This window comes from Streptomyces sp. AK010, assembly GCF_014207295.1.
GTDB classification, from domain to species: Bacteria; Actinomycetota; Actinomycetes; order Streptomycetales; family Streptomycetaceae; genus Streptomyces; species Streptomyces massasporeus.
In genome coordinates, this window is sequence record NZ_JACHCX010000001.1 from 16,649 (window position 1) to 42,081 (window position 25,433).

Annotated in this window: 22 protein-coding genes and 6 pseudogenes; 15 read left to right on the forward strand and 13 right to left on the reverse strand. The window is 73.0% G+C overall.

What is annotated here, in order from left to right:
- Positions 1 to 5 precede the first annotated feature (5 nt).
- Complete coding sequence (locus HDC93_RS00075; protein WP_185005921.1) at positions 6 to 584, forward strand: TetR/AcrR family transcriptional regulator; 579 nt, start codon at positions 6 to 8, stop codon at positions 582 to 584.
- Between the two features lie 996 nt (positions 585 to 1,580).
- Here the strand turns inward: HDC93_RS00075 and HDC93_RS00080 are convergent.
- Positions 1,581 to 4,076 (reverse strand): SpoIIE family protein phosphatase, encoded by a 2,496-nt coding sequence (locus HDC93_RS00080; protein WP_185005923.1) that lies wholly within the window; start codon positions 4,074 to 4,076, stop codon positions 1,581 to 1,583.
- 544 nt (positions 4,077 to 4,620) lie between these two features.
- Between HDC93_RS00080 and HDC93_RS00085 the strand changes: the two are divergent.
- Positions 4,621 to 5,142 (forward strand): annotated as a pseudogene (locus tag HDC93_RS00085) (hypothetical protein); the annotation flags it as partial.
- Between the two features lie 180 nt (positions 5,143 to 5,322).
- Positions 5,323 to 6,513 (forward strand): CaiB/BaiF CoA-transferase family protein, encoded by a 1,191-nt coding sequence (locus HDC93_RS00090; RefSeq protein ID WP_185005925.1) that lies wholly within the window; start codon positions 5,323 to 5,325, stop codon positions 6,511 to 6,513.
- Between the two features lie 34 nt (positions 6,514 to 6,547).
- On the opposite strand, the pseudogene HDC93_RS00095 reads toward HDC93_RS00090, so the two are convergent.
- From HDC93_RS00095 to HDC93_RS00105, 3 genes and pseudogenes are all read right to left on the reverse strand, one after another.
- Positions 6,548 to 6,913: pseudogene (locus tag HDC93_RS00095) on the reverse strand (TerC family protein); the annotation flags it as partial.
- Between the two features lie 130 nt (positions 6,914 to 7,043).
- Positions 7,044 to 7,688, reverse strand: a complete 645-nt coding sequence (locus tag HDC93_RS00100; protein ID WP_185005927.1) for a phosphoribosyltransferase — start codon at positions 7,686 to 7,688, stop codon at positions 7,044 to 7,046.
- Between the two features lie 185 nt (positions 7,689 to 7,873).
- Positions 7,874 to 8,533 carry a dienelactone hydrolase family protein gene (locus HDC93_RS00105; RefSeq protein ID WP_185005929.1) on the reverse strand — a complete coding sequence of 220 codons (660 nt, stop codon included), beginning with the start codon at positions 8,531 to 8,533 and terminating at the stop codon, positions 7,874 to 7,876.
- Between the two features lie 118 nt (positions 8,534 to 8,651).
- Between HDC93_RS00105 and HDC93_RS00110 the strand changes: the two are divergent.
- From HDC93_RS00110 to HDC93_RS00120, 3 genes and pseudogenes are all read left to right on the forward strand, one after another.
- A pseudogene (locus HDC93_RS00110) lies at positions 8,652 to 9,660 on the forward strand (GlxA family transcriptional regulator).
- Positions 9,657 to 10,259: a DJ-1/PfpI family protein gene (locus tag HDC93_RS00115; RefSeq protein ID WP_185005931.1), complete on the forward strand. Its 603-nt coding sequence runs from the start codon at positions 9,657 to 9,659 to the stop codon at positions 10,257 to 10,259. Before HDC93_RS00110 ends, HDC93_RS00115 begins: the two are co-directional and overlap by 4 nt.
- Before the next feature lie 55 nt (positions 10,260 to 10,314).
- Positions 10,315 to 10,770, forward strand: a complete 456-nt coding sequence (locus tag HDC93_RS00120; RefSeq protein WP_185005933.1) for an archease — start codon at positions 10,315 to 10,317, stop codon at positions 10,768 to 10,770.
- On the opposite strand, the gene HDC93_RS39545 is transcribed toward HDC93_RS00120, so the two are convergent.
- Positions 10,676 to 11,167, reverse strand: a complete 492-nt coding sequence (locus HDC93_RS39545; RefSeq protein ID WP_398983238.1) for a sigma-70 factor domain-containing protein — start codon at positions 11,165 to 11,167, stop codon at positions 10,676 to 10,678. The genes HDC93_RS00120 and HDC93_RS39545 overlap by 95 nt on opposite strands.
- On the opposite strand from HDC93_RS39545, the gene HDC93_RS00130 reads away from it, so the two are divergent.
- Together HDC93_RS00130 and HDC93_RS00135 are read left to right on the forward strand one after the other, a co-directional pair.
- Positions 11,118 to 11,570 carry a YbhB/YbcL family Raf kinase inhibitor-like protein gene (locus HDC93_RS00130; protein WP_185005935.1) on the forward strand — a complete coding sequence of 151 codons (453 nt, stop codon included), beginning with the start codon at positions 11,118 to 11,120 and terminating at the stop codon, positions 11,568 to 11,570. The two genes, HDC93_RS39545 and HDC93_RS00130, sit on opposite strands and share 50 nt — an antisense overlap.
- A gap of 142 nt (positions 11,571 to 11,712) precedes the next feature.
- Positions 11,713 to 12,972 (forward strand): MFS transporter, encoded by a 1,260-nt coding sequence (locus HDC93_RS00135; RefSeq protein ID WP_185005937.1) that lies wholly within the window; start codon positions 11,713 to 11,715, stop codon positions 12,970 to 12,972.
- 15 nt (positions 12,973 to 12,987) lie between these two features.
- On the opposite strand, the gene HDC93_RS00140 is transcribed toward HDC93_RS00135, so the two are convergent.
- A complete protein-coding gene (locus HDC93_RS00140; RefSeq protein WP_185005939.1) occupies positions 12,988 to 13,416 on the reverse strand; it encodes a VOC family protein in 429 nt (142 codons plus the stop codon).
- 318 nt (positions 13,417 to 13,734) lie between these two features.
- Here HDC93_RS00140 and HDC93_RS00145 point away from each other — a divergent pair, with 318 nt between their 5' ends.
- A complete protein-coding gene (locus tag HDC93_RS00145; RefSeq protein WP_185005941.1) occupies positions 13,735 to 14,112 on the forward strand; it encodes a peptidase M23 in 378 nt (125 codons plus the stop codon).
- Positions 14,113 to 14,232: 120 nt separating this feature from the next.
- Here HDC93_RS00145 and HDC93_RS00150 read toward each other — a convergent pair whose 3' ends face one another.
- Positions 14,233 to 14,682, reverse strand: a complete 450-nt coding sequence (locus tag HDC93_RS00150) for a hypothetical protein (RefSeq protein WP_185005943.1) — start codon at positions 14,680 to 14,682, stop codon at positions 14,233 to 14,235.
- Between the two features lie 262 nt (positions 14,683 to 14,944).
- On the opposite strand from HDC93_RS00150, the gene HDC93_RS00155 reads away from it, so the two are divergent.
- Positions 14,945 to 16,108, forward strand: a complete 1,164-nt coding sequence (locus HDC93_RS00155) for an SH3 domain-containing protein (protein ID WP_185005945.1) — start codon at positions 14,945 to 14,947, stop codon at positions 16,106 to 16,108.
- Between the two features lie 72 nt (positions 16,109 to 16,180).
- Here the strand turns inward: HDC93_RS00155 and HDC93_RS00160 are convergent, their stop codons facing one another.
- The 4 genes from HDC93_RS00160 to HDC93_RS00175 form a co-directional block, all read right to left on the reverse strand.
- On the reverse strand, positions 16,181 to 17,734 hold the full coding sequence (locus HDC93_RS00160; RefSeq protein WP_185005947.1) for a serine/threonine-protein kinase: 1,554 nt from the start codon (positions 17,732 to 17,734) through the stop codon (positions 16,181 to 16,183).
- Positions 17,731 to 18,528, reverse strand: coding sequence for an FHA domain-containing protein (locus HDC93_RS00165; protein WP_185005949.1), 798 nt, complete (start codon positions 18,526 to 18,528; stop codon positions 17,731 to 17,733). Before HDC93_RS00165 ends, HDC93_RS00160 begins: the two co-directional genes overlap by 4 nt.
- An 87-nt stretch (positions 18,529 to 18,615) precedes the next feature.
- Positions 18,616 to 19,353: a bifunctional 2-polyprenyl-6-hydroxyphenol methylase/3-demethylubiquinol 3-O-methyltransferase UbiG gene (locus HDC93_RS00170; RefSeq protein ID WP_185005951.1), complete on the reverse strand. Its 738-nt coding sequence runs from the start codon at positions 19,351 to 19,353 to the stop codon at positions 18,616 to 18,618.
- A gap of 116 nt (positions 19,354 to 19,469) precedes the next feature.
- Positions 19,470 to 20,252: a hypothetical protein gene (locus HDC93_RS00175; RefSeq protein WP_260419335.1), complete on the reverse strand. Its 783-nt coding sequence runs from the start codon at positions 20,250 to 20,252 to the stop codon at positions 19,470 to 19,472.
- 479 nt (positions 20,253 to 20,731) lie between these two features.
- Between HDC93_RS00175 and HDC93_RS00180 the strand changes: the two genes are divergently transcribed.
- On the forward strand, positions 20,732 to 21,181 hold the full coding sequence (locus HDC93_RS00180) for a spore-associated protein (RefSeq protein WP_185005955.1): 450 nt from the start codon (positions 20,732 to 20,734) through the stop codon (positions 21,179 to 21,181).
- Between the two features lie 56 nt (positions 21,182 to 21,237).
- On the opposite strand, the gene HDC93_RS00185 is transcribed toward HDC93_RS00180, so the two are convergent.
- A complete protein-coding gene (locus HDC93_RS00185) occupies positions 21,238 to 22,626 on the reverse strand; it encodes a glycoside hydrolase family 43 protein (protein WP_185005957.1) in 1,389 nt (462 codons plus the stop codon).
- A gap of 240 nt (positions 22,627 to 22,866) precedes the next feature.
- Between HDC93_RS00185 and HDC93_RS00190 the strand changes: the two genes are divergently transcribed.
- The 3 genes and pseudogenes from HDC93_RS00190 to HDC93_RS00200 form a co-directional block, all read left to right on the forward strand.
- Entirely contained in the window at positions 22,867 to 24,327 is a 1,461-nt protein-coding gene (locus tag HDC93_RS00190; protein ID WP_185005959.1) for an amidase, read from the forward strand.
- A pseudogene (locus tag HDC93_RS00195) lies at positions 24,276 to 24,659 on the forward strand (flotillin family protein); the annotation flags it as partial. The gene HDC93_RS00190 and the pseudogene HDC93_RS00195, both read left to right, overlap by 52 nt.
- Positions 24,653 to 24,841 (forward strand): annotated as a pseudogene (locus HDC93_RS00200) (type II toxin-antitoxin system PemK/MazF family toxin); the annotation flags it as partial. The pseudogenes HDC93_RS00195 and HDC93_RS00200, both read left to right, overlap by 7 nt.
- On the opposite strand, the pseudogene HDC93_RS00205 reads toward HDC93_RS00200, so the two are convergent.
- Positions 24,804 to 25,225: pseudogene (locus tag HDC93_RS00205) on the reverse strand (TIGR02452 family protein). The pseudogenes HDC93_RS00200 and HDC93_RS00205 sit on opposite strands and share 38 nt — an antisense overlap.
- On the opposite strand from HDC93_RS00205, the gene HDC93_RS39190 reads away from it, so the two are divergent.
- Positions 25,133 to 25,339 carry a hypothetical protein gene (locus HDC93_RS39190; protein ID WP_311774480.1) on the forward strand — a complete coding sequence of 69 codons (207 nt, stop codon included), beginning with the start codon at positions 25,133 to 25,135 and terminating at the stop codon, positions 25,337 to 25,339. The pseudogene HDC93_RS00205 and the gene HDC93_RS39190 sit on opposite strands and share 93 nt — an antisense overlap.
- Positions 25,340 to 25,433 lie beyond the last annotated feature (94 nt).

Consider the following 25,433-nt stretch of genomic DNA (forward strand, 5'->3'; position numbering starts at 1 on the left):
GGCGGGTGCGGCAGAATAAGGACGCTCCCCTGCGCTCGGACGCGCAGCGCAACCGCGAGCGCATCCTGGAAGTCGCGCTGGAGGAACTGACGCGCTCGGCGGGCGTCCCGCTGAGCGCGATCGCCAAGAAGGCGGGCGTCGGGCAGGGCACCTTCTACCGCCACTTCCCCACCCGGGAGGCGCTCGTCCTGGAGATCTACCGGCACGAGATGCAGCAGGTCGCCGACACCGCCCCGGCGCTGCTGGAGAGCCGGGAGCCCGACCGGGCGCTGCGCGAGTGGATGGACCGGCTGGCACGGTTCGCCATGACCAAGGCGGGCCTGGCCGACGCCATCCGCCAGGCCACCAGCGCACCCGGCCAGCCGGAGAAGCCGGGCCACGCCCCCGTGACCGACGCGGCCGAACTCCTCCTCCGGGCCGCGGAGGAGGCCGGCACCATCCGTCCCGGGGTCACCGCGAGCGACCTCTTCCTCGTCATCGGCGGACTGTGGACGATGGACCCCCACACCGACTGGCAGCCGCGCGCCACCCGCCTGCTGGACTTCGTGATGGACGGGCTGCGGGTGGGGGCGGCCGGGGGGTGACGCGGGAGGCTTCGAGGCGGCAGGGCCCGGGGGACGGGCCGCGTCGCGGAGCCGGACGGAAACGGGCGGGGCGGGGCGGGGTCATCGAGCCCGGCCGCCGCGCAGACGGGCAGAGGCGGGCAGACGCCGGCAGACGCGGGCGGGGTCATCGAGCCGGTCGTTGCGGAGGCGGCCAGGATCATCGGGCCGGTCGTCGCGGGCACAGGCAGAAGCGGGCGGGGTCACCGGGTCGGCCGCAACGGGGAGCCGGATGCGGTCTCCACGGCCGCGTGCCGCGGTGCCGCGGTGCCGCCGCGCCACCCGCCTCGGCTGGGCCGCCGGGCCGTCGGACGGCCGGCGGTGGGGCGGTCGGGCCGTCGGGCCCGGGTGCTGTCCCGGCACGTCACCGCGACGGGCCACACGCGGTGGACGCGCTGCGGATGCGGTTCGCTGCAGGTCCGGGTCACCGGCGCCGGCGGGACGCGCGTCGTCTCGCGCAGTGGGCCCGCCGCCCCGGGTGCCGCGAGCAGTTCAGTGCGGCACCGGGAGTTTCCTCGGCGCGGTGACCCGTCAGGAGCCGCGGTGACCCGTCAGGGCATCGAGGCCCGCGGATGGGCAGCCGTGAGCCGGCAGCGGCAGTCGTACGCGGAAGTCGGTGGTGGCGGTGCGCGGAGTCCCGGAGGGGATGCGCGGTTCGGCCTGTGGCGCGCGGCGCACGGTGCCCTGGAAGGTCCAGCGCAGGTGAAGGCGTGTCTGCCGACGGCCCCGCGCCCAGCACTTCCGTCAGCACGCCCGAGGCGTTGCCGTCGCTGCGGATCCAGCGGTAGGACAGCGCTCTCGGGCGGCCCTGGGCGGCGACGAGGCCGACGAGGTCCGCGGTGCCGTCACAGCCCAGGGCCGCCGGGCCGGGCCGTGACCGTCACGGTCCTCACGGTCAGGGGCGGCCCGAGGCCCTGGCCGGCGAGGAACGCGAGGACGCAGACCAGGACCGCCCGTCATCCGCGGCGGAAGTGCCGGTCAGGCCCAGGTCCCGTTCCCGTGAGGGCCGGGGACGCCGAGCAGAAGCAGCGTCACGTCGTCGTCAGAGGCGTCCGCGTCCGCGATCAAGGTCCTGAGCAGGCAGTCCGCCGCCCGGTCGAGGGCGCCGGGGTCGTCGACCGCGGCACCCTTCAGCGCGACGCCGACGGTGTGGGTCAGGACGTCGATCTGGGCCTCGATGTCGGTGCCGGGCCTCTCGACCAGCCCGTCCGTGTAGAGCACGAGAGCACTGCCCGGCGGCAGCGGCAGGGTCACTTCCTCGAAGGGCACCGCGTACACCGCGTCGTTGACGCCCAACGGCACGCCGACCGGTGCCTTGAGCCGGTAGGCGGGCCCGTCGGGCGGCAGGGCGATGACGGGCAGGTGTCCCGCCGAACACAGGGTGACTTCGTGTCTGTCCTGGTCCAGAACCAGGAAGACAGTGGTGACCAGCTGGCCCGCCAGGTCGCCGACGAACCGGTCGAGGGCCTTCATCAGTGCGCTGGGGGTGGCCCCCGCGCGGGCCAGGGCGTGGGAAGCGGAGCGCAACTGCCCCATGACGGCTGCGGCCTCCAGGCCCCGGCCCATGACGTCGCCGATGAGGACGCCCGTGCGGTGCTCGTCGAGCGGGATGACGTCGAACCAGTCGCCGCCGACCCCGGGGTCCTGGACGGACGCCAGGTACCGGTAGGCACAGGGCAGGTATGCCAGGCGGGGCGGCTCTCCCATGAGGCTGTGCTGAAGGGTGTAGGCGATCCGCCGCTGCTGCTCGTAGCGCTCGGCTCGATCGGCCTCCAGCCGTCTGCGCTCGGTGATGTCCCGGACGGTCAGCACCACGAGGGTCTCCTGCTCGGCCTGCAGGCTGCTGACGCTCACCTCGACGGGGAACTCGGAGCCGTCGTCGCGCATCCCGTACAGGTCCTTGTCCAGAACCGTCGGCTTCGGATCACGCAGGCGGAGGTAGGCACGGAGGAGCGCACAGTGCCGCCGGCGCCGGACAGCGGGCACCAGGCCGACCACCTCGGTGCCGAGGAGATCACCCGGCTCGCGTCCGAAAAGGCGTTTCACCTGCGGGTTGGCCATGACGACGATGCCGTCGCCGTCGGTGATCAGGGTGGCGTCGGGAGCGGACTCCAGCAGCGCGACGAACCGCCGGTGCGCCCGCTGGACCTCGCGTTCGGCCGCGACGCGGTCGGTGATGTCGATGTACACGCCGCCCAGGGCGTACGGCGCGCCGGATGTGTCGTTGAGCAGGAACCGGGTGGACAGGAACTCCCGCCGGCCTCCCGGCAGGGCGAATGTCTTCTGCCGCTGAATCGGCCGGCCCTCCGCCAGTACGGCGAGGTCGGAGGCCCGCGCCTGACGGGCGAAGTCGGGCGGCAGGACGTCCCGGTCGAGACGGCCCAGGACCTGCTCCCGGGACAGGCGCAGGGTCTGTTCGAACCGTGTGTTGACCGCCAGGAGACGGCCCTCGAGGTCCTTGATGAACACCATCGCGGGCGTGTACTCGATGAAGGCCTGCAGCAGTTCGTTCTGACGCACCCGCCACGCGAGACGGCCGTGGGCCACCTCGACGCGGCGGCCCACGGCCAGGGTCGTGAAGATCACCGCCGTGAACACGGTCACGTGCCCGAAGACGAGCAGCCCGGTTCCCAGCCGCTCCCCGAACAGCCCGGCGTCCTCGGCGGCCAGAACGGCCCAGCCCAGCAGCGGCGGCACGATCACGACGGTGACGAACAGCCATCGTCCGAGCGCGCCCGTCGTGCCCGCGTTCAGCATCAGCCCCGCGCTGCCCTCGCCCGGACGGGCCAGGAAGAGCGCCGTGCCGAACAGAATCAACGCCACCGCGGTGTGCAGGGCCATACCCGAGTAGGGACCGAACTGCTCCAGCTGGGTCACTCCGTAGGCGGCCCCGTACAGCCTCAGCATGCCGAGAGCGCCGACGCCCAGGCCCAGGATCTGACTCACCCAGGCGGGGATCCGGGGCACACTCGCGCACAGGGCACCCACTCCCCCGGCGATCAGCGCCGCAGTCGTGTTCGGCGCCATCCGCCCCGGCGGCCCCGTCCCCTGGTGGACGGTGTCGTCCTTGAAGAGCAACTCGTCGATGCCCAGGTCCGCACCGATCACGTACGCCACGAGGGTGAGCGTGCCGATCAGAGTGACGAGGACCGCCGCCGCACGGGACAGGACGAGCGCGACCGGGCTGATCCGGCGGAGGGAGATCACGTACAGGGAAAGCCCGAGCGCCACGACAGCCACGGCGGTGTTGGCCTTCATGGACACCGAGACCCCGGGCAGCACTCCCTTCAGCGCGTCGGCCCCGCAAATCCAGCCGACCAGAGTCACCAGGCCCAGCAGACCGGCTGCCAGGGCCGCGATCCCGGCCACCCGACGCGCCGTGGCGAGAACGCGTGGGATGAACGGCAGTCCGTCGACCTGCTCCGGGCTGCCCACACCGGGCGACCCCGACGTCGTCTGCTGCTCCCTCGTCACCTACTCATCCCTACCGGATGAACACCGATTCGCATCAATCAGCCCAATTAGGGGTCCTTTCACTATGAGTGTCCGATCAGGGCGCGTGGTCTGGTGCCGTGCGTCGCAAGGCGCCGGGAAGCCCTCGTAGCGGAGCTACTAGGGCTTTTCGGCAACGCGGCGAGGTGCGGCACCAGACCACGCGACCCGGACGGGCACAGTGAAAGGACCCCTTAATGAAAAGGGTATAGCCGCCACGGGTAGCGGGCCCTGCAGGGCGGCTCCGCCCCCGGGCGGCGGAAGGGGAGCCGCGACGCCCGGCGCCCGGGGCGGAAGATGGCGGCAACCCGGCCGAGCGGGGGTGTCAGGCCACAGGCCGCTACGCTGACCGCTCGGCTCTCGGCGGTCGGGCGTCCTTCGGCGCCGCGCCCAGCGCGGTGCACTCGCCCTGCCCCGCGGCCCCACCCGCCGAACGGCGGGCAGCTTCCGCCACCCGGCGGCGCCCCTGTCGGGGCCCTGCGACCGACCGTCCCCGAAAGCGGCCGCATACCGCACCCTGGGGCCCATGAAAGAGCTGGCCGGGCGGCTGACCGCCGTCGACCCGGACGCCGGTGCCGCTGTCCGGGTCATCGCCTCCTTCGACCGCCTGGCCGAGTCCAGGGCCGGGCTGAAGGCGCTGGTGCGCGGGGCAGCCGTCCTGGCCGGCTGCCCGGCCCGGCTGGTGGATCCGGAGCGGCGGGTCCGTCAGGGTGGGGACCACGGCACCCGGCGCGACACCGGCCCCCCTCCCGACCCGGCATGGCCCGCCGTCCGGCTGAGCCCGGACGGTACGGCGATGCTGTGGCTGGAGCGTGGCGGGGACGGTGCGGGTCCGGCCGGGGGCGTGCCCGGGCCGGACGCGGCCGCCCGAGGTGGTGGGGGCGCCGCCGACACGGGCGGCCCGGCGGCGACGGCGCTCGATCCGCGGCCCGCTCAGACCGCCGCACCGGGGCAGGTGCCGACGCCAAGCACCCTCAGCGTGGTCGACGCCGTGATCCTCGAACGGGCCGCCGGTGCCGTACGGCTGGTCCTCGACCGCACTCGCGGCACTTTGTGCACCCGGCCGTGTCCCCCCGGCCCCCCGGCCGTGACCCGCGCCCCACCGGCCCGACAGCCCGCGAAACCACCCGTCGGCGTGATCCGGATCGCGTCGGTGGCCCGCCCCCGCGCCCTCCCCCCTGCGGCACACTGTCCCCACGCCCCCGTACACGATTCAGGAGCTTGAGGTATGAGCCTGTGGCGGTATCCCCTGGCCGGGGTCACGGTGGTCAGTCTGGAGCAGGCCGTGGCCGCGCCCTACGCCACGCGACAGCTCGCCGACCTCGGTGCCCGGGTGATCAAGGTGGAGCGGCCGGGCGGCGGTGACTTCGCGCGCCGGTACGACACGACCGTGCACGGCCACTCCAGCTATTTCGTGTGGCTCAACCGCTCCAAGGAGTCCCTCACGCTCGACCTGAAGGACCCCCGCGGCCACGAGATCCTGCACGACCTCCTCGACGGCGCCGACGTGTTCGTGCAGAACCTCGCCCCGGGCGCCGCCGCCCGGCTCGGGCTGGACGCCGCCACCGTCACCGGCCGCCGCCCGAACCTGATCCCTTGCACGATCTCCGGCTACGGCACGACCGGCCCCTGGTCCGACCGCAAGGCCTACGACCTGCTCGTGCAGTGCCAGACCGGGCTGGTGTCGCTGACCGGGACGCCCGAAGGGACCGCACGGACCGGGATCTCCGTCGCCGACATCGCCGCCGGGATGTACGCCTACAGCGGCGTCCTCACCGCGCTGTACACCCGTGCCACCACCGGCGAGGCCCACCCCGTGGAGGTGTCCCTGTTCGAGGCGCTCGCGGAGTGGATGGGCCAGCCCGCCTACTACACCCGGTTCGGCGGCGCCCAGCCCCCGCGTCTGGGCACGCAGCACGCCACCATCGCGCCGTACGGGACGTACACGGCCGCCGACGCCAAGGAGGTGCTGTTCTCCATCCAGAACGAGCGGGAGTGGATGGCTCTGTGCGCCGAGTTCCTCGGCCGTCCGGAGCTGGTCGACGATCCGCGTTTCGCCACCGGCTCCGACCGTGTCGCGCACCGCGAGGAGCTCAACGCCGTCGTCGCCGAGCGGTTCGCCCGCTCCGGCTCCGACGAGATCCTCAAGGACCTGGAGCGCATCGGCATCGCCTGCGCCGGGGTCAACGACGTCGCCGCGTTCCTGGACCACCCCGTGCTGGCCGCCCGCGGCCGCTGGAGCGAGGTCGAGGTGCCGGGCGCCACCGTGGAGGCGCTGCTCCCGCCCGCCGACCTCGCGGGTCTGCCCGCGCGCATGGACCCCGTGCCGGCCGTGGGCGAGCACACCGAGGCCGTCCTCACCGAACTGGGCCGCACCGCCGAGGAGGTGGCGGCCCTCCGCGCGGACGGCGTCGTCTGACGGCGTCGCCCGTCGGCGAGCCACTCCCGGAGGTCTAGCTGGACTCAGCGGACGGCTGCGCCGTCTCCGCTTCGGCCTCTTGCTTCTTCGACGCACGCAGGCTCGTGACCGTCGTGACCGCCAGGACCAGCACGATGAAGCCCAGCGAGAACGGAATGCCGATCTCGGGGACGTGCACGCCCGACTCGTGCAGGGCGTGCAGCACCAGCTTCACGCCGATGAAGCCCAGGATGATCGACAGGCCGTGGGAGAGGTGAACCAGCTTCTTCAGCAGGCCGCCGATGAGGAAGTACAGCCGGCGCAGGCCCATCAGGGCGAAGGCGTTCGCGGTGAAGACGATGTACGGGTCCTGGGTGAGGCCGTAGACGGCCGGGATGGAGTCGAGAGCGAACAGCACGCACAGGGCGGCCACGGTCAGCAGCCACACGGACAGCGAGACGTCCACTTGTTGCTCCTGATGCAGGTGCGGGGAAGGGACATCGTGATCCGCAGCGGCCGATTTCCGCCACTTTTGTCAGGTGAAGATGGGGTCAAAGCTGCACGTGCAGCGCCTCCAGGACGTCCTGGTCCGTCAGTTGGTCGAAGTTCTCGTACCAGAGGCCCACCGCCATGAACGCGGCCGGCCGGTGCAGGCAGACGACCTCGTCGGCCTCGGCGCGCATCAGATCGGCGCCCTCGGGGGAGCACACGGGGGCGGCCAGCAGCACCTTCCCGGGGGCCTGACGGCGTACGAAGCGCAGCGCGGCGCGGGCCGTGGAGCCGGTCGCCAGGCCGTCGTCGACGACGATCACGGTCCGTCCGCGCAGGTCCGGGGCGGGTCGGCCCTGCCGGTACAGCCGCTCACGGCGCCGCAGTTCGGCGCGCTCGCGCTCGATGACGGCGGCGAGCGCGGCCTCGCCGATACCGAGGTGGCGCAGGGCGTCCTCGTCGAGGAGCGGCACCTCGTCCCCGGCCATCGCGCCGACGCCGAGCTCCTCCTGGTGGGGCGCCCCGATCTTCCGTACGACGAGCACGTCGAGGGGGGCGTCCAGCGCGGCGGCGACCTCGCGGGCCACGGCGACTCCGCCGCGGGGCAGGGCGAGGACGAGGGGATCGGGCAGGTGCCCCTCGCGCTGCCGGGTGCGCAGTGTTTCGGCCAGTTCCTCACCGGCCTGCCGGCGATCACGGAACCGCATGACGGTCACCTCCGCTTCCCGCACGTGAGAGGGCCACGGGAGGTCCGGCTCCCGCGCACCCCCGCCCCGGCCGGTCCGGCTCCCGCGCACCCCCGCCCCGGCCGGTCCGGCTCCCGCGCACCCCCGCCCCGGCCGGTCCGGCTCCCGCGTACCCCCCGGCCCACCGGACGATGCGCGCCGACCGGTCACCGTCCTGTGGCGGCCCGTATCCGCTCGTCGCACCACTGCCGGGCCGCCTCGGTGACCTGATCGAGCGCGCCCGGTTCCTCGAACAGGTGGGTGGCGCCGGGCACCACGTGGAGGGTGTGCGGGCCGGGCAGTCGCCGTGCCGCCTCCTCGTTGAGCCGCAGCACGTGCGTGTCCCGGCCGCCCACGATCAGCAGCACCGGGGCCCGTACCGCGCCCAGGGCGTCGCCGGCCAGGTCGGGCCGCCCACCGCGCGAGACGACCGCCCGTACCCGGTCGGGGCGTTGCGCGGCGGCGACCAGGGCCGCGCCCGCGCCGGTGCTGGCGCCGAACAGGACGACGGGCAGGTCCGAGGTGCCGGGCTCCAGCGCCAGCCAGTCGAGGGCGGCGACCAGTCGGCGACCCAGCAGGGGGATGTCGAAGCGGAGTTCGGCGGTGACGATGTCCTGGTGTTCCTCCTCCTGGGTGAGCAGGTCGATCAGCAGGGTGCCGAGCCCCGCGGTGCGCAGACCGGCGGCGACCTCGCGGTTGCGGGGGCTGTGCCGGGAGCTGCCGCTGCCGTGCGCGAACAGCACGATCGCGCGGGCGTCCGGGGGCACGGCCAGGTCGCCGGTGAGGTCCGCGCCGTCGGCGGGCAGGGTGACCGTCCGGGAGTTCATCGTCAGCCTCCTCTCCCCCGGTTCCCGAGGTACCCACACCGCGACGGACGTCCCATGGCGCGATCTGTGGGGTGCGTGTCGTTGACGCCGTACCGCGCGCCGGTGGAGCGTGAGGGGCGTGATCGATCGCCGTGTCGTCTTCGTCGTCTTCGACGGCTTCCAGCCGCTCGACCTCACCGGCCCGCACGAGGTGTTCCACAGCGCGGGCGGGTACGCCTGCGCGGTCGTGGCGACCCGGGCGGGGCCGGTCCGGTCGGTGAGCGGGCTGGTCATGCACGCCGCCCACGGCGTGACGGACCTCGACCCGGCCGGGACGGACACCGTCGTGGTGGTCGGCGGCCGGGGCGTCGACCGGGCCAGTGAGGACGAGGCCCTCGTCGCCTGGGTCGCCGCCGCGGCCGCGTGTGCCCGGCGGGTGGCCTCGGTGTGCAGCGGGGTGTTCCTGCTGGCGGCCGCCGGCCTGCTACGGGCGGCGGGTCACCACGCACTGGGCGCGGGGGGAGCAGCTGGCCCGGGAGCATCCCGAGGTGCGCGTGGACTGCGACCCGATCTTCGTCCGGGACGGGCGGGTGTGGACGTCGGCCGGGGTGACCGCCGGGATGGATCTGGCGCTCGCCCTCGTGGAGGACGACCTCGGCCGGGACGTCGCGCACGAGGTGGCCCGCCGGCTGGTGCTGTTCCTGCGCCGCCCGGGCGGGCAGTCGCAGTTCAGCGTGGCGCTGTGGTCGCGGCAGCCGGCGACGGACCCGGTGCGGGCCGCCGTCGGCGCGATCCACGCCGATCCCGGTGCCCGGCACGACATCGCGGGTCTCGCCGCGCACGCCGGGCTGAGCCCGCGTCATCTCCAGCGGCGCTTCACCGCCGAACTCGGCGTGCCGCCGGCGGCGTACGTCGAGCGGGTGCGTGTCGAGGCGGCCCGGCGGGCGCTGACGGACGGGGACGAACCGGTCGAGGCCATCGCCCGGCGCTGCGGCTTCGTCACCGCCGAGACCCTGCGCCGCACGTTCCACCGACGGCTCGGTGTCGCGCCGTCGGACTACCGCGCCAGGTTCCGCTCCACCAGCGCAGCCCTGGCCGATCCCGCAGATCTCTCAGCAGATCTCTCAGAGGAAGGAAGAAGGGCATGACGACCTACGGCCTGCTGGTCTTCGAGGATGCCGAGGAGCTGGACTTCGTGGGGCCCTGGGAGGTATTCACCGTCTCCGCGCGGCTGCGGGACAGCGGCGACACGGCCGTACTCGTCTCCGAGCACCCCGGCGCCGTGCGCTGCAACAAGGGCCTGCGCGTGCTGCCCGACCACACCTTCGACGATCATCCGCCGCTGGACGTGCTGCACGTGCCGGGCGGGCTGGGCGCCCGCGAGACCCAGCTGCACAATCCGGCGGTCACCGGCTGGATCGCCAAGACGGCGGAGCAGGCCGCCTGGGTGCACGGCGTGTGCACCGGCACGTTCCTGCTGCATGCCGCCGGGCCCGCCCGGGGGCGCCGGGTGGCCACGCACTGGAGTCAGGAGGACACCCTGGAGGCGCGCGGGGACGTGACGGTGGTCCGGGACGCCCGCTACGTGGTCGACGGCGGCCTGGTCACCAGCCAGGGCGTCTCGGCCGGGATCGACAGCGCGTTGTGGCTGGTCGGGAGGCTGCACGGCCGGGATCACGCGCGGGCCGTACGGCGCTACATCCAGTACGACCCGGCGCCGCCGTACCTCGCGGACGAGCCCGTCTGAGCCACCCGTCGACGCCGGGCCGCATGGGTGGGCGCGCCTCGGGCAGGCGATGTTCATGGGCGGTGACACGGGCGACGGCGGACAAGGGCGGCAGCCGGGCGAGAGCGGGCACCGGGCGGTGCCGCATCCCGGCGACATCCGGATCGAGGCGTGGGCGGCGTGCAGAGAGCACTGCCTGGCGGAGGCCGTCCTGGCGATGGTCGAGTGTTTCGCGGACGTCTCCGGGGTGCGGCCCACCGCCGTGGACCGGGTGCGGCTGCCCGAGGCGAGCAGTGCCGACCTGCTCGCCTCGCTGCTGGACGAGATCATCTTCCGGCTGGAGGCGTACGGGCAGGTGCCCGTGGACGTGGAGGCGGACGAGGCCGACGGCGGCCTGGACGTACGGCTGGCCGTCACCGGCATCACCGACGTGGAGATCACGGGGGCGGTGCCGACGGCGGTGGCGTGGGACGATCTGCGGATCGGGCCGGATCCGTACGGGTGGTCGTGTGCGGTGACGGTCGACGCCTGACCCCGGCGGCCCGGATAGGGCTCCCGGTGACGGTCGGCGCCCGACCCCGGCGGCCCCGCGCCAGCCGCACCTCGTCCTCGGCGGTGAGCAGGGGGGTCGCGGAGATCTGCGCGAGGTACTGGCCGAGGAGGTCCGGTTCCTCGTCCGGCTCGGGGATGCGGTTGCGCAGCCGGGCGGTGCGGGCAGGGGCCCGCCGGTCCTCCCGGACGTCCGCCGCGGGGTCTTCTGCCGGGGGAGACATCGTCGGGTTCCTCCCTCTGCCGCCTCGTTCCGGCTCGCCCCGGCGGGTACCCGGGAATCGGTCCCGAACCGTGTGCCCCGGTGCCCTCGGGGGTACCCCGGGCCACATGACCGGCATCGAACTCAGCAGCAACGCGTTCAACGACCACTCGTTCATCGCGCGCCGGTACGCGTACGAGGGACCCAACGTCTCTCCGCCGCTGACCTGGAGCGGTGTACCGGACGACGCGGCCGAACTGGTCCTGCTGTGCGAGGACCCCGACGCCCCGTCGGGCACGTTCGCGCACTGGGTCGTGGTCGGCATCGACCCGCACAGCGACGGTGTGGAGGCCGGGCAGAGCCCACCGGGCGGCACGGAACTCGTCAACGGCTACGGGCAGCACGGCTGGGGCGGCCCCCACCCCCCGCCGGGTGACGACGCCCACCACTACTTCTTCCGGCTCTACGCCCTGTCCGAACCGTGTGTCCTGCCCGACGCGCCGCGTGCGGACCAGGTGCACGCGGAGGTCGAGAAGCGCCGCCTCGCGGACGGGACGCTGGTCGGGCTGTACCAGCGCTGACCTTCCACCCCGGCTCCCCACATGCCACAACGGTTGGTTGTGAGGTGGGGGCGGATGGTTGTTTGCCCGCCCCGACCGCTTCTCGCTTGGATGACTCCCGGACAACGCGGGGTTGTCCAAGACAGCGGGGAGTGCGCCGGATATGGCGGGCAGGCGGTCGCTGGGGCGGCGGTTCGGGTGGCTGTGGGGCGCGTACGCGGTCAGCACGGCCGGCACATGGCTCGCGTTCGACGCGTTCGCCCTGATCGCGGTCCTGGCGCTGGACGCCGGGCCGACGCAGGTGTCGCTGCTCGCGGCGGTGGGGCCGGCGGTCGGCGCGGCGGTGTCGGTGCCCCTCGGGCCGTGGGTGGAGATCCGCCGCAAGCGGCCGGTGATGATGGCGGCGGACCTGGTCCGGTGCGTGGTGCTGCTGAGCGTCCCCGTGGCGTTCGCGCTCGGCCGGCTGGGCTTCGGCCAGTTGCTGCTGGTGTCGGTGGCCGTCGCGGCGGCCGACATCACCTTCAACGCGGCGGCCGGGGCGTTCCTGAAGGACCTGCTGCCGCGGCAGGACCTGCTCGTGGCGAACGGCCGTTTCGAGGCGACGACCTGGACCGCCAGCATGGTCGGCCCGCCGCTGGGCGGGGCCGCGATCGGCCTGTTCGGTCCGGTGACGACGGTCGTGGCCGACGCGGTGAGCTACCTGGTCTCGGCGTTCGGCATCCGGGCGATCGGGGACGCCGAGAAGCACGCTCCACGACCGGGCCCCGCGGTGCCCCGGGCCGGCGACCTGCTGGAAGGCTGGCGCCACATCCTGGCCGACCCGGTCCTGCGCCCGCTGTTCTTCAACTCGCTCCTGGTGAACTCCCTGATCATGGCGGCCTCTCCCCCGCTCCTGATCCTGATGGTGGACGACCTGCACTTCGCGCCCTGGCAGTACGCCCTGGCGTTCGCGGTGCCCTGCACCGGCGGTCTGCTCGGCTCCCGGCTGGCCCCACGCCTCGTCGCGCGCCATGGCCGGCACCGGGTCCTGCTCGCGACGGGGGCGCTGCGGGCCTGCTGGCCGGTCGGCCTGGCCTTCACCGGCCCCGGGGCGCCCGGCCTGGCCTGGGTCATGCTGGTCGAGTTCGGCCTGATCACCTGCTGCGGCGTGTTCAACCCGGTCCTCGCCACACACCGTCTCGACCGCACCCCCACGGGCCGGGTCACCCGCACCCTGTCCGCCTGGTCGGCCAGCGGCAGGGCCACCACCGCGGCGGTCACGGCTCTCTGGGGCGTACTGGCCGCCTGGACGACTCCGCGCACGGCGATCGCGGTGGCCGGCGCCCTGCTCCTGGTCACGCCGTTGCTGCTGCCCCGCCGGGACCACGCCACGGGGGCCGGTCATGAACCGGCCCCCGTGGTGGTCGAGTCGGACGGCGGCTGACCCGGCCGGGCCGGCTCAGACCGCCCCGGGCACGTCCTCCGTGACGCCGTTCAACTCGGAGGCCGGGTCCGTTCCGTACGGGCGCGTGAGGATCTCCAGACCGTGGCCGGCCGGGTCGAGGAAGTAGACGCCCCGGCCGCCGTCGTTGCGGTTGATGCGGCGGGGGTGGTTGCCGTGCGGGTCGGCCTGGATGGGGACCCTGGCTTCGACGAGACGGGCCAGGGCCTCGTCGAACTCCTCCTCGGAGACCAGGAACGCGTAGTGCTGCATGGGGATGTCGGCGTCGATGGTGAGGAAGTCCAGCGTGACGCCGTTGGCGGTCGTCACGGGCAGGAACACTCCGGTCGGTGCCCCGACCTCGAGTCCCAGGATATCTGCGAGGAAATGAGCGGACTTCTGCCGGTCCTTGGACAGGACGATGGTGTGGTTGAACTCGACTGACACGGTTGAATGCCTCCACGGGCATCTCGGCGGCGCCTCCATGCCTCACCCGGCCGGTGACCGGCACGCGATGCCGCGCGGTGGATCGTAGACAGCGGCCGTGGAGGTCGTCGAGCGGTTTTCGGCCGTGTTCGGGACGGCAGACCGAGGCGGTCCGCCCCGGCTGCTCCGGCCTGATCCTGACAATTGTCAGGACCGTGTGGTTCCGGGTCTCCCTACAGTTCTGAACGTCGGCAAGCAGCCCGTCCCGGGGCGCTGCGGACCCGGAACAGGACCGCTTCCGGCCACACCATCCTCATCTTCGTCCTTCGGGGGACACACATGCAGCGACTGATCAGCCGTACCGCCATGGGCCTCGCGGTGACCGCTCTCGCCGTCGGCGGCCTCGCCACCACGGCCCAGGCGGCCCCGGCCGCCGCGGCCGACAACGGCGACCCGACCCTCACCGACGTCTACATCTGGGCCACCGACGTCAACCTGCGCCAGCAGCCGACCACCGACTCCCCGCGGCTCGCGGTCCGTTCGCAGTGGTGGGGCGACGCCCTGTGCCAGACGCAGGGCCAGACCGTGCACGACCCGGCCGTCGGCACCAACAACTGGTGGACCGCCGTCATGGAGTTCTCGGGCAGCGACATCGCCTGGGTGAACAACCTGTACATCCGGGGCGGCGAGAAGATCGCCGGCGTCCCGGACTGCTGACGCGAGCACCCTCCACACGTCTGCGGCGGGCCACCGGGAAACCGGTGGCCCGCCGCAGACGTGTGCGCGCCGAAGGGGCGGCCGGACTACCGGCCGCCCCCGTACGGCGAGTCGGGCGGCTCAGTACCAGCCGGTGTTCACCAGGTCGTGGCCGTCGCACGAGAGCAGGGCGCGCGAGACACGGCCGTTGAGGTTGTTGCCCATCTTCGTGTAGGCGTAGGTGATGCCGGAGTCGACGGTCTCGGAGACCCAGCCGTCGTTGCGGCCCGCGCTGGTGTCGGAGCGCTGCAGTACGGCCGCGCAGCCTGGCCGGGAGTTCTCGATCCGGGCGAACGAACCGCACTTGTCGGAGTAGAAGTACTTCAGGGCCATGCCCTCGAAGTACTTGGTGGCTCCGATCTGCCGGAAGGAACCCGAGCAGAACGAGGTGGTGGGGTACTGACCCTCCTGCCCGTAGATCCCGTAGTTGCCGCCTGAGAACGGCTGGGCCTGGGCGGTGGTCGGGAGGAGCGCCATCACCGCGGCGGCGCCCCCCGCGGCCAGCAGTGTCGTGAGTGATCGGCGGCTCATGAGCCCTCTTTCGTGTGTCGGCGGGTGATGCGGTCGTGCGCGCGGCGACCGGCCCCCGGCCGGCCGTCGCTCGCTGGTCGTGACCGTACGGGGCGTCACCGCACCGCCGACACCTGACACTTATCAGGGTCGAAGCCGCAGGTCGCCCCGCTCGGGCGGGGCCCTGACATACGTCAGGACCGTCCGTCGCACCCGGGCTCCTATCGTGGCGCCGCGGGCCGAGGCCCCGTAGGACCACCCGGGCGATCCAGGAAGGGCAACCATGCGCATGCTCCTGCGCGGCGCGGCCGCGCTCGCGGCCGTCGTCACGGTGGCGTCACTCACGAGCGGTGCGGCGGCACACCCCCGGACGGGCCAGGCCGCCGCGGCCGCCCAGATCCCGCCCGGTGTCACCGCCGGCGTGGCCGTCTACGACCGTGAGGCCGGCAGGTTCACCGAACAGGTCAACGACAGCGCGCAGTTCCGGTCCGCGTCGGTCGTCAAGCTCCTGCTGACCCTGGACTTCCTGTGGGACCGCGGGCCGCACTACACCATCCCCCCGGCCGACCGTGCCCGGCTGGAGCCGATGCTGCGCGGCAGCGACGACGACGCCGCCGACCACTACTGGTCGACGTACGGCGGCTCGGCGATCATCAAGCGGATGACCGACCGGACCGAACTCGGTCTGCGCGACACGGCGCCACCGCCCGCCGACTACCCGGGCTTCTGGGGCTACACCGCCATCTCCGCTCGGGACATCGTGGCGATCTACCGGTACATCCTGGAGAAGGCGCCCGCCCCCGTCCGTGACTTCATCATGGACAACCTGCGCCGCTCCACCCGCTGCTCGGCCACCGACCACTTCGACCAGCACTTCGGCATCGCCGGGGCGTTCGACAAGCCCTGGGCGGTGAAGCAGGGCTGGTCCGGGAAGTACGCGAAGGGCACGTGCGGCTCTCAGGCCACGTCCTCGGACGCTCAGGCGGAGTCGGCCGCCCCGGCTGGCCGGGCCGCCGCGGCCGTGGACCTCTCCCGTCCCGCGCTGCACTCCACCGGCACGGTGGGTGCGAACGACCGCTCGATCGTGGCCGTGCTGACGCTGCACCAGGCCGGCACGTCGTACGGCAAGGCGTACACCGACATCGGCCGGCTGACCCGCTCGCTGAACGTGCCGGGGGCGAAGCGGCCCGCCGGGACCTGGTTCGGCACCTGGGGCGAGTTCGTGAACGTCCGCAGGGGGCCTGCCACGGGCGGTGACCGGATGACGCAGTTGCCCGCCGGGGTCGAGGTGCTGGTGGGCTGCCAGGTCCGGGGCGAGGTGGTCACCGTGCCGCCCTACACCAACGAGTGGTGGGCCTATCTGCCCCAGTACGGCGGCTACATCTCCAACATCTACATCAGCTCGCCGGACAACCGGCTGCCGAACGTCCCGGAGTGCACCGCGTAGCGGCCGTGCCGGGAACGGGGGACGAGCGGTGGGCAGGGCTGCGGCCCCGCCCACCGCTCGCGGTCGTACGGGTCAGCGCTCGTACTCGGCGAGGTAGCGCATCACCTTGTCCACGTGCGGTTTCACCCGCTCCGGTACGCCGCGTTCCTCGATGACCGTACGGTCGCTGGTGCGGTAGCCGGCCGCCACGAGCGCGGGCAGGTCCTTCTTCGGCAGCCCGGCCTGTTTGAAGCGCTGGTCGAGCCAGCACACGTACAGGCTCATGGTGGAAATGGCGTCCGGCGGCGACATGTGGTCCTTGTCGCCGTCACCGTCCCCGTCGATCGCCCAGGCCCGGAACACCGACGGCGTCCACATGGCGATGCCGTACTCCTCGCTCTGCGGTCGGGAGGCCTTCGGGTCGAAGTTGCTCTCCGCCTTGATGAGCGCGGCCAGCAGGGCGGGCGTGATCTCCTCGTCGGTGCAGCGGTGGGCCGCTCGGGCGATGACGGGGCGCAGCGCCTCGGGTACGTCGGAGTCCTCGGGGATCTCCCCGGCCGGCGGGGTGGACGTGCCGGTGACGGCGGGGGTGGGGGTGGCGCGGTCGCGTTCGTCGTCCTGGGTGCCGCCGCCTCCGCCGAGGAGCGCCGCCCCGGCGACGGCCCCTGCGGTGAGGACGACGGCCGCGACGGCGGGCACCAGACGTCTACGGCGGCGGCGCGGGCCGGCGGTGACGGCGTCGACCCGGGCGGCGACGCCCTCGGCCGTGTGCGGGAGCCGGGCGGCGTGGTCCGGGGCCAGACAGTCGGCGATCAGCCGGCGCATGTCCTCGTCGAGGCCGGCGTCGAGCCGCAGGGGCGCGGTACCGCGGGCGTAGGTCTGGGCGGCGAATGAGCGGGCCCGGGCCGTCGCGCCCGGAAAGGGATGGAGCCCGCCCGTGAGGACCTGGTGGGCGAGGACGCCGAAGGCCCAGATGTCGGCGGTGGGCCGGACGACGGCGCCCTGGGTTCCGGTGCGCTGGGACCACCACTCGGGCGGCAGATGGTCGAGGGTGCCGAGCGGCGGCAAGTGGGCGTGGGTGCCGTCGAGTTCGGCGGCCAGGCCGAAGTCCGCCAGCCATACCTCACCTCCCGCGCCCAGCAGGACATTGGCGGGTTTGAGGTCGCCGTGCACCCACCCGGCGTCGTGCATGTGGGCGAGTCCGGCGGCGACCCCGCGCAGGACACGGTCGGCGTCGGCGATCGGCCCGCCCGTGTCGGCGGCGTCCAGTACGTCCTTCAGGCTGGCCTCGGCCCGGTCCATGACCAGCGCGATCGCGCCGTCCAGGGCGGGCAGTTCCGGTGCCTCGACGGTGCACACGGCGTGGGTGCGGACGAGGTGGGGGTGGTCGGCCTCCGCGCTGAACCGGACTTCACGCGCCACGAGTTCACCGAGCGCGGCGCGCTGCCCGGGTCCGAGGGAGCCGGTCGGGAGCACCTTCACCGCTGCGGGTGTGCCGTCGGCGACCGCACGGGCTTCGTACACGGTTCCCCAGCCGCCGGAGCCGATGACCGTGCCGACCTCCCAGCCCTCGATACGGAAGCCCTCCGGGAGGCCGGGCGGGCGGGGCGCCTCCAGCTCGTCGTCCCGCTCCTCGGACGCCGTCATGCGCCGGCCTCCTGCGGGTCGGTGAGGCGTGCGGCGCCGCGGGGCGGCAGCAGGCCGAGGTGTTCCTCGCGGACCAGGCCGAAGCGCAGGGCGACGGAGGCGAGCCGGGTGCGTTTGGCGCCGGTGCGGCCACCGTCGGTCGCGGTCGTGGCCTCCTCACCGAGGTCCAGGCGCAACTTGGCGAAGGCGAGGTAGTCGATGTGGTAGTTGACCGCGGAGCGCGTCAGGTCCCGGCAGGACTGCAAAGGCCGCAGCCGCTCCACGATCTGCCCGACACCCGGCAGCGCCGAGTCGGAGGGGTCGCGCAACCGCGGTTCGCACAGGGCCACCAGGACGAGGAAGTACTTGGACGTCGGGTCCAGGGCGAAGGGGTGGACGGTCTGTTCGCCGCCGCCCGGCACGGACTGCTCGCCGACATAGGCGTGCTGGGGTGCGAACACCTTGAACGTGGCGGTGCCGGACAGGGCGGGCAGCACCACGCGGGAGAACTCGAAGGGCACCGGCGCCCCGAGCCGCCCGGGTGCGACGGTGAGGTACTCGCCGGCTCCCTCCAGGTTCTCCACCACGTACGACACGCTGCGGCTGAAATTGGACAGCCGCCAGTAGTCCCCCGCGGCTTCCAGCTGCCCGGCCCGACGGGAGATCCCCGGGTCGGGCAGGACGATGCGGACCCCCGCCCCCCCACGCCCGAAGTCCGCGATGTCCCCCGGCCCCAGATGGATCAGTTCGGGACTGCCCGTCTCGTCCACGCCCCACTGGGCGGTACCGGGCAACTGCACGATGATCGTTTCCACGCGGACTCCCCCGCTGATGTCGCCCCCGATTTGGTCGCGAGGATTGTACGGTCGGCCTCCCTGTGCCGCGGAGTCGGCGGGGCCGCCTCAGCGGGCGGTTTCCGGGCGCCGCGCGACGAACACGAACTCCCGGCCCGGCCGGTCCGGTGCGTCACGTACGTCCTCCACCACATAGCCCGTCGCTGCGAGTGCCGCCTCGACCTCGTGGCGCTCGCGAAAGCGCAGCGTCGAGTCGGACGTCAGCGTCTGCCCGTCCGCGGCGAACACATAGGTCCACCGGAACGTCACCAGCGGTCCGCTCACGTCGAGCAGGTCGACCCAGGACTCGACGGCGCCGACACCGGCAATCTCTGTCACGCCGTACGTGGCCTCGCGGTTCCACTCCTCCCAGGCGCGACGGGCCGGTATCCGCGTCTCGAACACCAACCCCCCGCCGGGCCGCAGCGCCGCCCACGTTCCGTGCAGGGTCCGCTGCCAGTCCTCCGCGCCGGTGATCTCCTGGGCGGCGTTGCCCGTCATCGTCGCGAGGTCTGCGGAGAGCGCCGGCAGGGTCGTCGCGTCGCCGTGGAGCCACCGCACCCGCTCGCCACCCGGCTTGCCGCGCGCCACGTCCAAGGAGGCCCGGGCGGGATCGACGCCGGTGACTTCGATACCGCGTCCGGCCAGGAGCAGCGCGAACACCCCTGTCCCGCAGCCGATGTCGAGGACATGCCGCGCCCCGGTCTCCTCCGCCGTGCGCAGGTACGGAGCGAGGTCGCGGCGGTCGGGATCGAGCCGGTCGTACACCGCGGCGAGCCGCGGATGCCGGAAGCACTCGTCAGCCATTCCCCGACGGTACGGAGGGCGGCTGCGCGCGGCCACCGGTTTGCGGCGGCCGCGTGGGCGCCTCGCGTCGGTGGCCGCGTCGGTGGCCGCGTTCGCTCGGCCCTGGGAGATGCCCGTCAGCCGAGGCAGATGACGAGCAGGCAGAGTTCCTTCGGCTTCGAGTCGGCGGGAGACGTCTCGGGTGGGGGTGTCGCCGCGGGCGGGGGTGTCGAGGGGGACGTCGGCTGCGGGGCGTCGGAGCCGGACCCGGCGGCCGGCGGTGTCGTCGGCCCGGTGGCCTTCGACGCGGACGAAACGGCGGTGCCGGTGGCCGTGTCGACGGTCTCGGTGACGGTCTTGCGGGGCGCGGTCGTCAACGGCAGTTCGCGGGGCGCGGCGGCGGCGTCCGTGTGGGCGTCCGTCGGCGTGGTGCGGGGATCGGCGGCCCGGGACCGCTCGTGGCGCGAGGCGCGGTCGGCGTGTGACGGAGTCGTGGGGGTGGCCGCCGAGCGCGGGGTGTCCTGCTGGCTCGACGTCGGTTCGCCGTACGTCGGTGCCTCTCCCGCGGCGCCGCCCATGGTCGTGTCCTCCGGCGTCGCGGCCGCCTGCACGCCGGGCTTCGCGTTGCCGTTCATCGCGGCGACGGTCAGACCGCCTCCCACGAGCGCGACCGCCGTCGCCACCACGGCCCGGCGCTGGTTCTTCTTCCAGCGCGCCATCTGGCGGCGCCGGGCCGCCCGGCCCTGCGGCCGGGCTTCGTAGCCCTCGGCCGTGTCGGTGTCCGGGGCCTCGTACGCGTCCAACGAGCCGGAGCCGGGGCCCTCCGGCGTGCGCGCGGGGGTCTCGTCCCACAAGGTCCCGTCGTGCCAGGTGCCGGTGGCGGCCGGGACCTCCCAGGCGGCCGGTCCGCCGGGGGCCATGGCGGGCGCGGGGGCCGGACCCGTACTACGGGCGATGGCGGAGGGGGCGTTGTCCGGGGCGTAGGCGCCGCACCCCGGGCAGACCAAGGCGCCGTTGAGGTGCCGACGGCACGAGGAGCAGTAGTCCATGTGTGGTTTTCCCGATCTGGCTGTTCCGGCGGCTCGCCGGCCGCGCCTGGTCACGTTCGCACGTGGGATCGAGCCGTAACGCTAACGAGACTTTGAAAGGACGGTGTGCAGCCTGTGTGACACCCCTGCACAGATCCTCTGGATCTCACGTGTGCCATGAGTGACCCATGAGTAAAGGAACCGGAGCCTGGGAACGATCGGGCCCCCGCGGCCACCACACCACCGGGGCCCGGGCGCGTCCTCACCCTCAACTCCCCCGATTTTCCTGCGAAATGACGCACAACCCTTTGGATGACCCGCGGGTCACACCATGCAGGAGCAACCACCTCGAAGAGTTGCAAGGGGGAAATATGCGATTCACGCGTTCCGTCCTGGCCGCGTCCGCCGTGGCGGCACTGTCCGTGGGGACTATGACCGCCCTGGCGTCGCCGGCGTCGGCCGCGCCCAACACCACTCCGCAGAAGGTCTGCGGCAGTGGCTACAAGACGGTCAACTCGGCGACCGTCGGCTCGCTGGGGACCGTCTACCTGACCTACAACGCCTCCAACGGCCAGAACTGCGTCACGACCATCCGCAACAACCCGGGCAAGGCCGTCAACATGTCCGCCTGGATCTACGTCCCGGACACCGAGGAGAGCCACTACGACGAGGGCCTGTTCTCGTCCTACGCCGGACCGACGTACGTCTACGGCAAGGGCCACTGCGTGGACTGGGGCGGCAGCATCGCCAACACGTACGTGCAGGTGTACGGCTCCAACTGCGGCTCCCTGAAGGAGCACCGGGTCACCTTCACCCGGTGACCCCCTCCGGCCGGGCTCCACGGGCGACCGTGGGGCCCGGCTTCTCCGTGGCGGCCCTACGCCCAGGCCGTCCCCGGCACGAACGAGCTGTCCTGCCGGAACAGATCCGTCCCGTCGGAGCGCTCCACGCGGAGCTGGTAGGCGTAGTGGCGCAGGTAGTACCCCGGGTAGTTGTACGACTCGAAGCGGACGGAGCCCGAGGACGCGCCGGCGCGGAGGAAGAACGTGGCGTCCTTGGCGAAGGTGCTCGTGCCGTTGTCGGCGTCGAAGCGGCCGCGGAAATCCCAGTGGCGCAGGTAGCTGCCGGCCGTGTCCCGGAAGGAGTAGCCGCTGCCGTCGGCGAGGCCGGCGACGACCGTGAAGGTGGCGGCCTGCTTCTCGGCGGTGGTGCTGGAGGTGCCGACCACGGGCAGGTTGAGCAGCGAGGACTGCTGCTGCCAGTAGCGGGTGGTGTAGTTGGCGGAACGGAAGGAGCGGGTGATGTTCTGGGCCAGGCCGGGGCCGCCCGTGACCGTCTCCTTGACCACCGTGAAGTGCCGGGCCGTGCCGGAGATCGCGGGCAGTGCGGCCGGTGCCGTCCAGGTCGCGAAGGTGTCGTGGCTGTCGCTGTAGTAGTAGTTCCCGTCGCCGTAGCCGTCGAAGAACATCCGCCAGCCGCCGTTGTCGAGCTGGACCAGCGCCGGGCCTTCGCGGTAACTGCCCCAGCCGGCCCAGTTGCCCGTCCGGCGGATCGTGTAGGGGCCCGCGAGGTTGGAGGCGGTGGCGTACTCGATGTACTTCGTCGTCTCGTTCTTCGGGAAGGCATGGTACGTCGAGCCGATCTTCACGATGAACGTGTCGATGTGGTTGGCACCGATACCCGAGAGGGCGACCGGTGAACTCCACGCCGTCAGGGCCGAGTTCGTGGCCCTCAGCAGGTACGGCGTGAAGATCCACTCGTCGTTCGTGGTGGAGCAGGACACGATGATGTTCACGCTGCCGTCGCTGTCGACGAACCACTCCGGCGCCCAGGCGCGGGAGAGGCCCGCGATCGGGACCGTGTAGTCGTACAGGAATGTCCAGTTGGCGCGGTCGGCGCTGCGGGCGAAGCCGATGGTGGTGCTGGGGTCCTGCCAGGTGTGCGTGGTGTAGGTGACGTAGTAGTAGCCGTCGGTGTGCCGGATGACGCTGGCGTCGCGGATCCGGTTCGCGGGCGGTGTGTACGCGGAGGAGCGCAGCAGTCTGAAGTCGGTGGCGTCGTCCGACTGGTAGACGTTGACCGTGCCGTCGGTGCTGTTGAGGAAGGGCACGATGGTGTAGCGGGTGGCCGAGCCGTTCGGGGGTGCGGCGGCCACGGCCCTGCCGAGCAGACCGGAGGTTTCGCCGAGCAGAACCGCCGAGGCGGGCACGGCGGCCAGGGCGCGCAGCAGGGTGCGGCGGGACGGGGCGGCGGGGTATGAGGTCACGGCGGCTCTCCCTGGAAGACCATAATTCGATATACCGAACAGAGTTCGGCGACTCGATCAGGAGGGTGGGGCTCGAAAGGTAAGGGCGTGGCAGAGGTGCGTCAATGGTTTGAGCAGGTGCCGATGTGCCCAGCGAGGAGGATGCGGCCGATGGTGAACTTCCACTCCTGCCGTCGCCATTCCGCCACCGGCCACCGGACGTTACCGTTCGGTAGATAAGCCGCTTCCGGAGGTGTCCGTATGACGCTCGAACGTTCCGAAGGCCTGGCGGAGACCGCCCGTGCGCTGGCCGCGGGGGAGGTGACGTCGCGGGCGCTGGTGGAGCGGACGCTGGCACGGATCGAGGCGACGCAGGGCAGCCTCAACGCCTTCCGGATCGTCCGGGCCGAGGCCGCGCTCGCCGAGGCCGACGCCGCGGACCGGGAGCTGGCAGCGGCCTTTGGCCGGGACCTGCCCTCCGAGCGCGCACACCGGCCGCTGCTCGGCGTTCCCGTCGCGGTGAAGGACGACATGGACGTCGCCGGTGAGCCGACCGCGTTCGGCTGCTGCGGGGAGTTCCCGCCGGTCGCGGAGGACGGCGAGGCGGTGCGGCGGCTGCGCGCGGCCGGGGCCGTGATCATCGGGAAGACGAACACCTGCGAGTTCGGGCAGTGGCCCTTCACCGAGGGGCCCGCCTTCGGCGCCACCCGCAACCCGTGGAGCACGGAGCACACGCCCGGCGGTTCCTCTGGAGGGTCGGCCGCCGCGGTCGCCGCCGGTCTGGTCCCCGCCGCGCTCGGCTCGGACGGTGCCGGTTCGGTGCGGATCCCGGCCGCGTGGACGCATCTGGTCGGCATCAAGCCGCAGCGCGGCCGTGTCTCGACCTGGCCGCGCGGCGAGTCCTTCCAGGGCATCACCGTCAACGGCACCCTGGCCCGCACGGTCGCCGACGCGGCCCTGCTGCTGGACGCGGCGAGCGGCAACCACGCACAGGACCCGCACCAGCCCCCGCACCTCGACGTGTCCGGGGCAGTCGGCCGCGATCCGGGTCGGCTGCGCATCGCGCTCTCCCTCAAGCCGCCGTTCACGGCGGTGCCCGCACGGCTCCTGCCCGAGGTGCGGACCCGGGTCGTCGAACTGGCCGAGCGGCTCGCCGCATTGGGGCACATCGTCGAGGAGGCGGACCCGCCGTACGGGCAGATCGGACTGACCTTCGTGCCGCGCGCCACGGCCGGGATCGCCGAGCGCGTGGGCGAGGCGCCCTTCCCGGCACTGCTCGACCGGCGCACCCGGGACGCGGCCCGGCTGGGCCGGCTCCTCGGCGGTGCCCCGCTGCGGGCCGCCCGGCGCGCGGAAACGGCGCTCCACCGGCGCATCGGCGGGTTCTTCACCTCCTACGACGTCGTCCTCGCGCCCACGACCGCCGCTCCCCCGCCGCGCATCGGTGCCCTGCTCGAACTCAGCGGGTTCGCCACCGACCGGGCGATGATCGCGGCCTGCCCCTACGCCTGGCCGTGGAACGTGCTGGGCTGGCCCGGCGTCAACGTACCCGCCGGATTCACGCCGGACGGACTGCCGGTCGGCGCGCAGCTGCTGGGCCCGGCTAACAGCGAGCCGCTTCTCGTGCAGGTGGCCGCGCAGTTGGAGGCGGAGCTGCGCTGGGCCGAGAAGTGGCCGTCGCCGCCGGTCACGGCACGTTCCGCCGTCGCCGAGCGACCGTAGCCAAGCACCGCACGGAGGGCCTCGGGGAGGGCATGGGGTTCCGCATCGTCACCGGTCGCGGCACGCTCGTGATGCCCGGGGTGCAGGCGGTGCGCAAGCTCTCGCCCGACCTGAACGAGACGGAACTCCAGGTGGACTGCGTGACCCACCAGGGCATCCCGCTGAAGGTGCGGGGGGTGGTCATCTTCAAGGTGGGCGACGACTTCGTGCCGATCGCGAACGCGGCCCGCCGGTTCCTCGACCAGCAGAAGCCGATGTCGGAGCGGGTGCACAACGTCTTCGCCGGTCATCTGCGCTCGATCGTGGGCGGGTTGACGGTCGAGGACATGATGCCCGGGAGTGGGTGCCGATCGGCAGCGGGCCGTGGGACCGCACGGGGCGGGACTCGTGGGTCGACGTGGACCGGGTGCTGCGGCTGCACGAGGACGGCATGCGCCGGGAGGCCTGCGCCCTGGACCGCATGCGGTTCGACCTGGTCAGGCGCCGCCTGCAGGAGCACTACGGCTGGAGCTGAACGTCTCCTCGAAGGCACCCAGCACCTGACGGTCCCGCGTCCGGTCCAGGACCCCGAACACCACGTGCTCGAAGGCCTGCGCGAACCGGCCGCCGGGCTCCACCAGCGCCCGGAACGCCTCCGCCACCCGCGCGGGGTCGTTGCGGAACACCCCGCGGCCCCAGGCCCCCAGGACGCGTCGGCGGTAGCCGTGGGCCGCGGCGGTCTCCAGGACGTCTCGCCCGTGACCTCGATCAGCGTCTCCCGTGCCCCCGTCACCCGATCGGCGGGTACCGGCACCGGTTGCGGCCCGTGCAGGCGCGTTCCCTCGCGCGCCGCCCGCAGTTCCGCCGCGATCGAGACCTCGCGCCCGTCCGGGGCGCGACAGGCGCCCGCCGCGACGATCTGCTCGGTCTGCTGCGCGATGCCGCGCAGGCGCGCGCTCACGGCGCCACCCCCGTGCGCGCCGTGACCGCGCGCCGGGCGGCCGTTCATGTCGTGCTCACGCAGGCATCCTGAGTGATGCCGGATCCCCGGTGCAACAGAGTTTTCGCCGTGGGAGAACGCCCCGGAAAGTGCCTGGAAACACCGGGTCGGGCCGCATGACCGCCCG

Excerpts from the sequence above, each read along its gene's own strand:
- HDC93_RS00150 (WP_185005943.1), bottom strand. The coding sequence starts at position 14,682 with ATGAGCCGCCGATCACTCACGACACTGCTGGCCGCGGGGGGCGCCGCC.
- HDC93_RS00175 (WP_260419335.1), bottom strand. The coding sequence starts at position 20,252 with ATGGCCCCCGGCGGACCGGCCGCCTGGGAGGTCCCGGCCGCCACCGGC.
- HDC93_RS00170 (WP_185005951.1), bottom strand. The coding sequence starts at position 19,353 with ATGGCTGACGAGTGCTTCCGGCATCCGCGGCTCGCCGCGGTGTACGAC.
- HDC93_RS00180 (WP_185005955.1), top strand. The coding sequence starts at position 20,732 with ATGCGATTCACGCGTTCCGTCCTGGCCGCGTCCGCCGTGGCGGCACTG.
- HDC93_RS00160 (WP_185005947.1), bottom strand. The coding sequence starts at position 17,734 with ATGACGGCGTCCGAGGAGCGGGACGACGAGCTGGAGGCGCCCCGCCCG.
- HDC93_RS00130 (WP_185005935.1), top strand. The coding sequence starts at position 11,118 with ATGACCGGCATCGAACTCAGCAGCAACGCGTTCAACGACCACTCGTTC.
- HDC93_RS00090 (WP_185005925.1), top strand. The coding sequence starts at position 5,323 with ATGAGCCTGTGGCGGTATCCCCTGGCCGGGGTCACGGTGGTCAGTCTG.
- HDC93_RS00105 (WP_185005929.1), bottom strand. The coding sequence starts at position 8,533 with ATGAACTCCCGGACGGTCACCCTGCCCGCCGACGGCGCGGACCTCACC.
- HDC93_RS00155 (WP_185005945.1), top strand. The coding sequence starts at position 14,945 with ATGCGCATGCTCCTGCGCGGCGCGGCCGCGCTCGCGGCCGTCGTCACG.
- HDC93_RS39545 (WP_398983238.1), bottom strand. The coding sequence starts at position 11,167 with ATGAACGAGTGGTCGTTGAACGCGTTGCTGCTGAGTTCGATGCCGGTC.
- HDC93_RS00120 (WP_185005933.1), top strand. The coding sequence starts at position 10,315 with ATGGGCGGTGACACGGGCGACGGCGGACAAGGGCGGCAGCCGGGCGAG.
- HDC93_RS00190 (WP_185005959.1), top strand. The coding sequence starts at position 22,867 with ATGACGCTCGAACGTTCCGAAGGCCTGGCGGAGACCGCCCGTGCGCTG.
- HDC93_RS00145 (WP_185005941.1), top strand. The coding sequence starts at position 13,735 with ATGCAGCGACTGATCAGCCGTACCGCCATGGGCCTCGCGGTGACCGCT.
- HDC93_RS00100 (WP_185005927.1), bottom strand. The coding sequence starts at position 7,688 with ATGCGGTTCCGTGATCGCCGGCAGGCCGGTGAGGAACTGGCCGAAACA.
- HDC93_RS00115 (WP_185005931.1), top strand. The coding sequence starts at position 9,657 with ATGACGACCTACGGCCTGCTGGTCTTCGAGGATGCCGAGGAGCTGGAC.
- HDC93_RS00135 (WP_185005937.1), top strand. The coding sequence starts at position 11,713 with ATGGCGGGCAGGCGGTCGCTGGGGCGGCGGTTCGGGTGGCTGTGGGGC.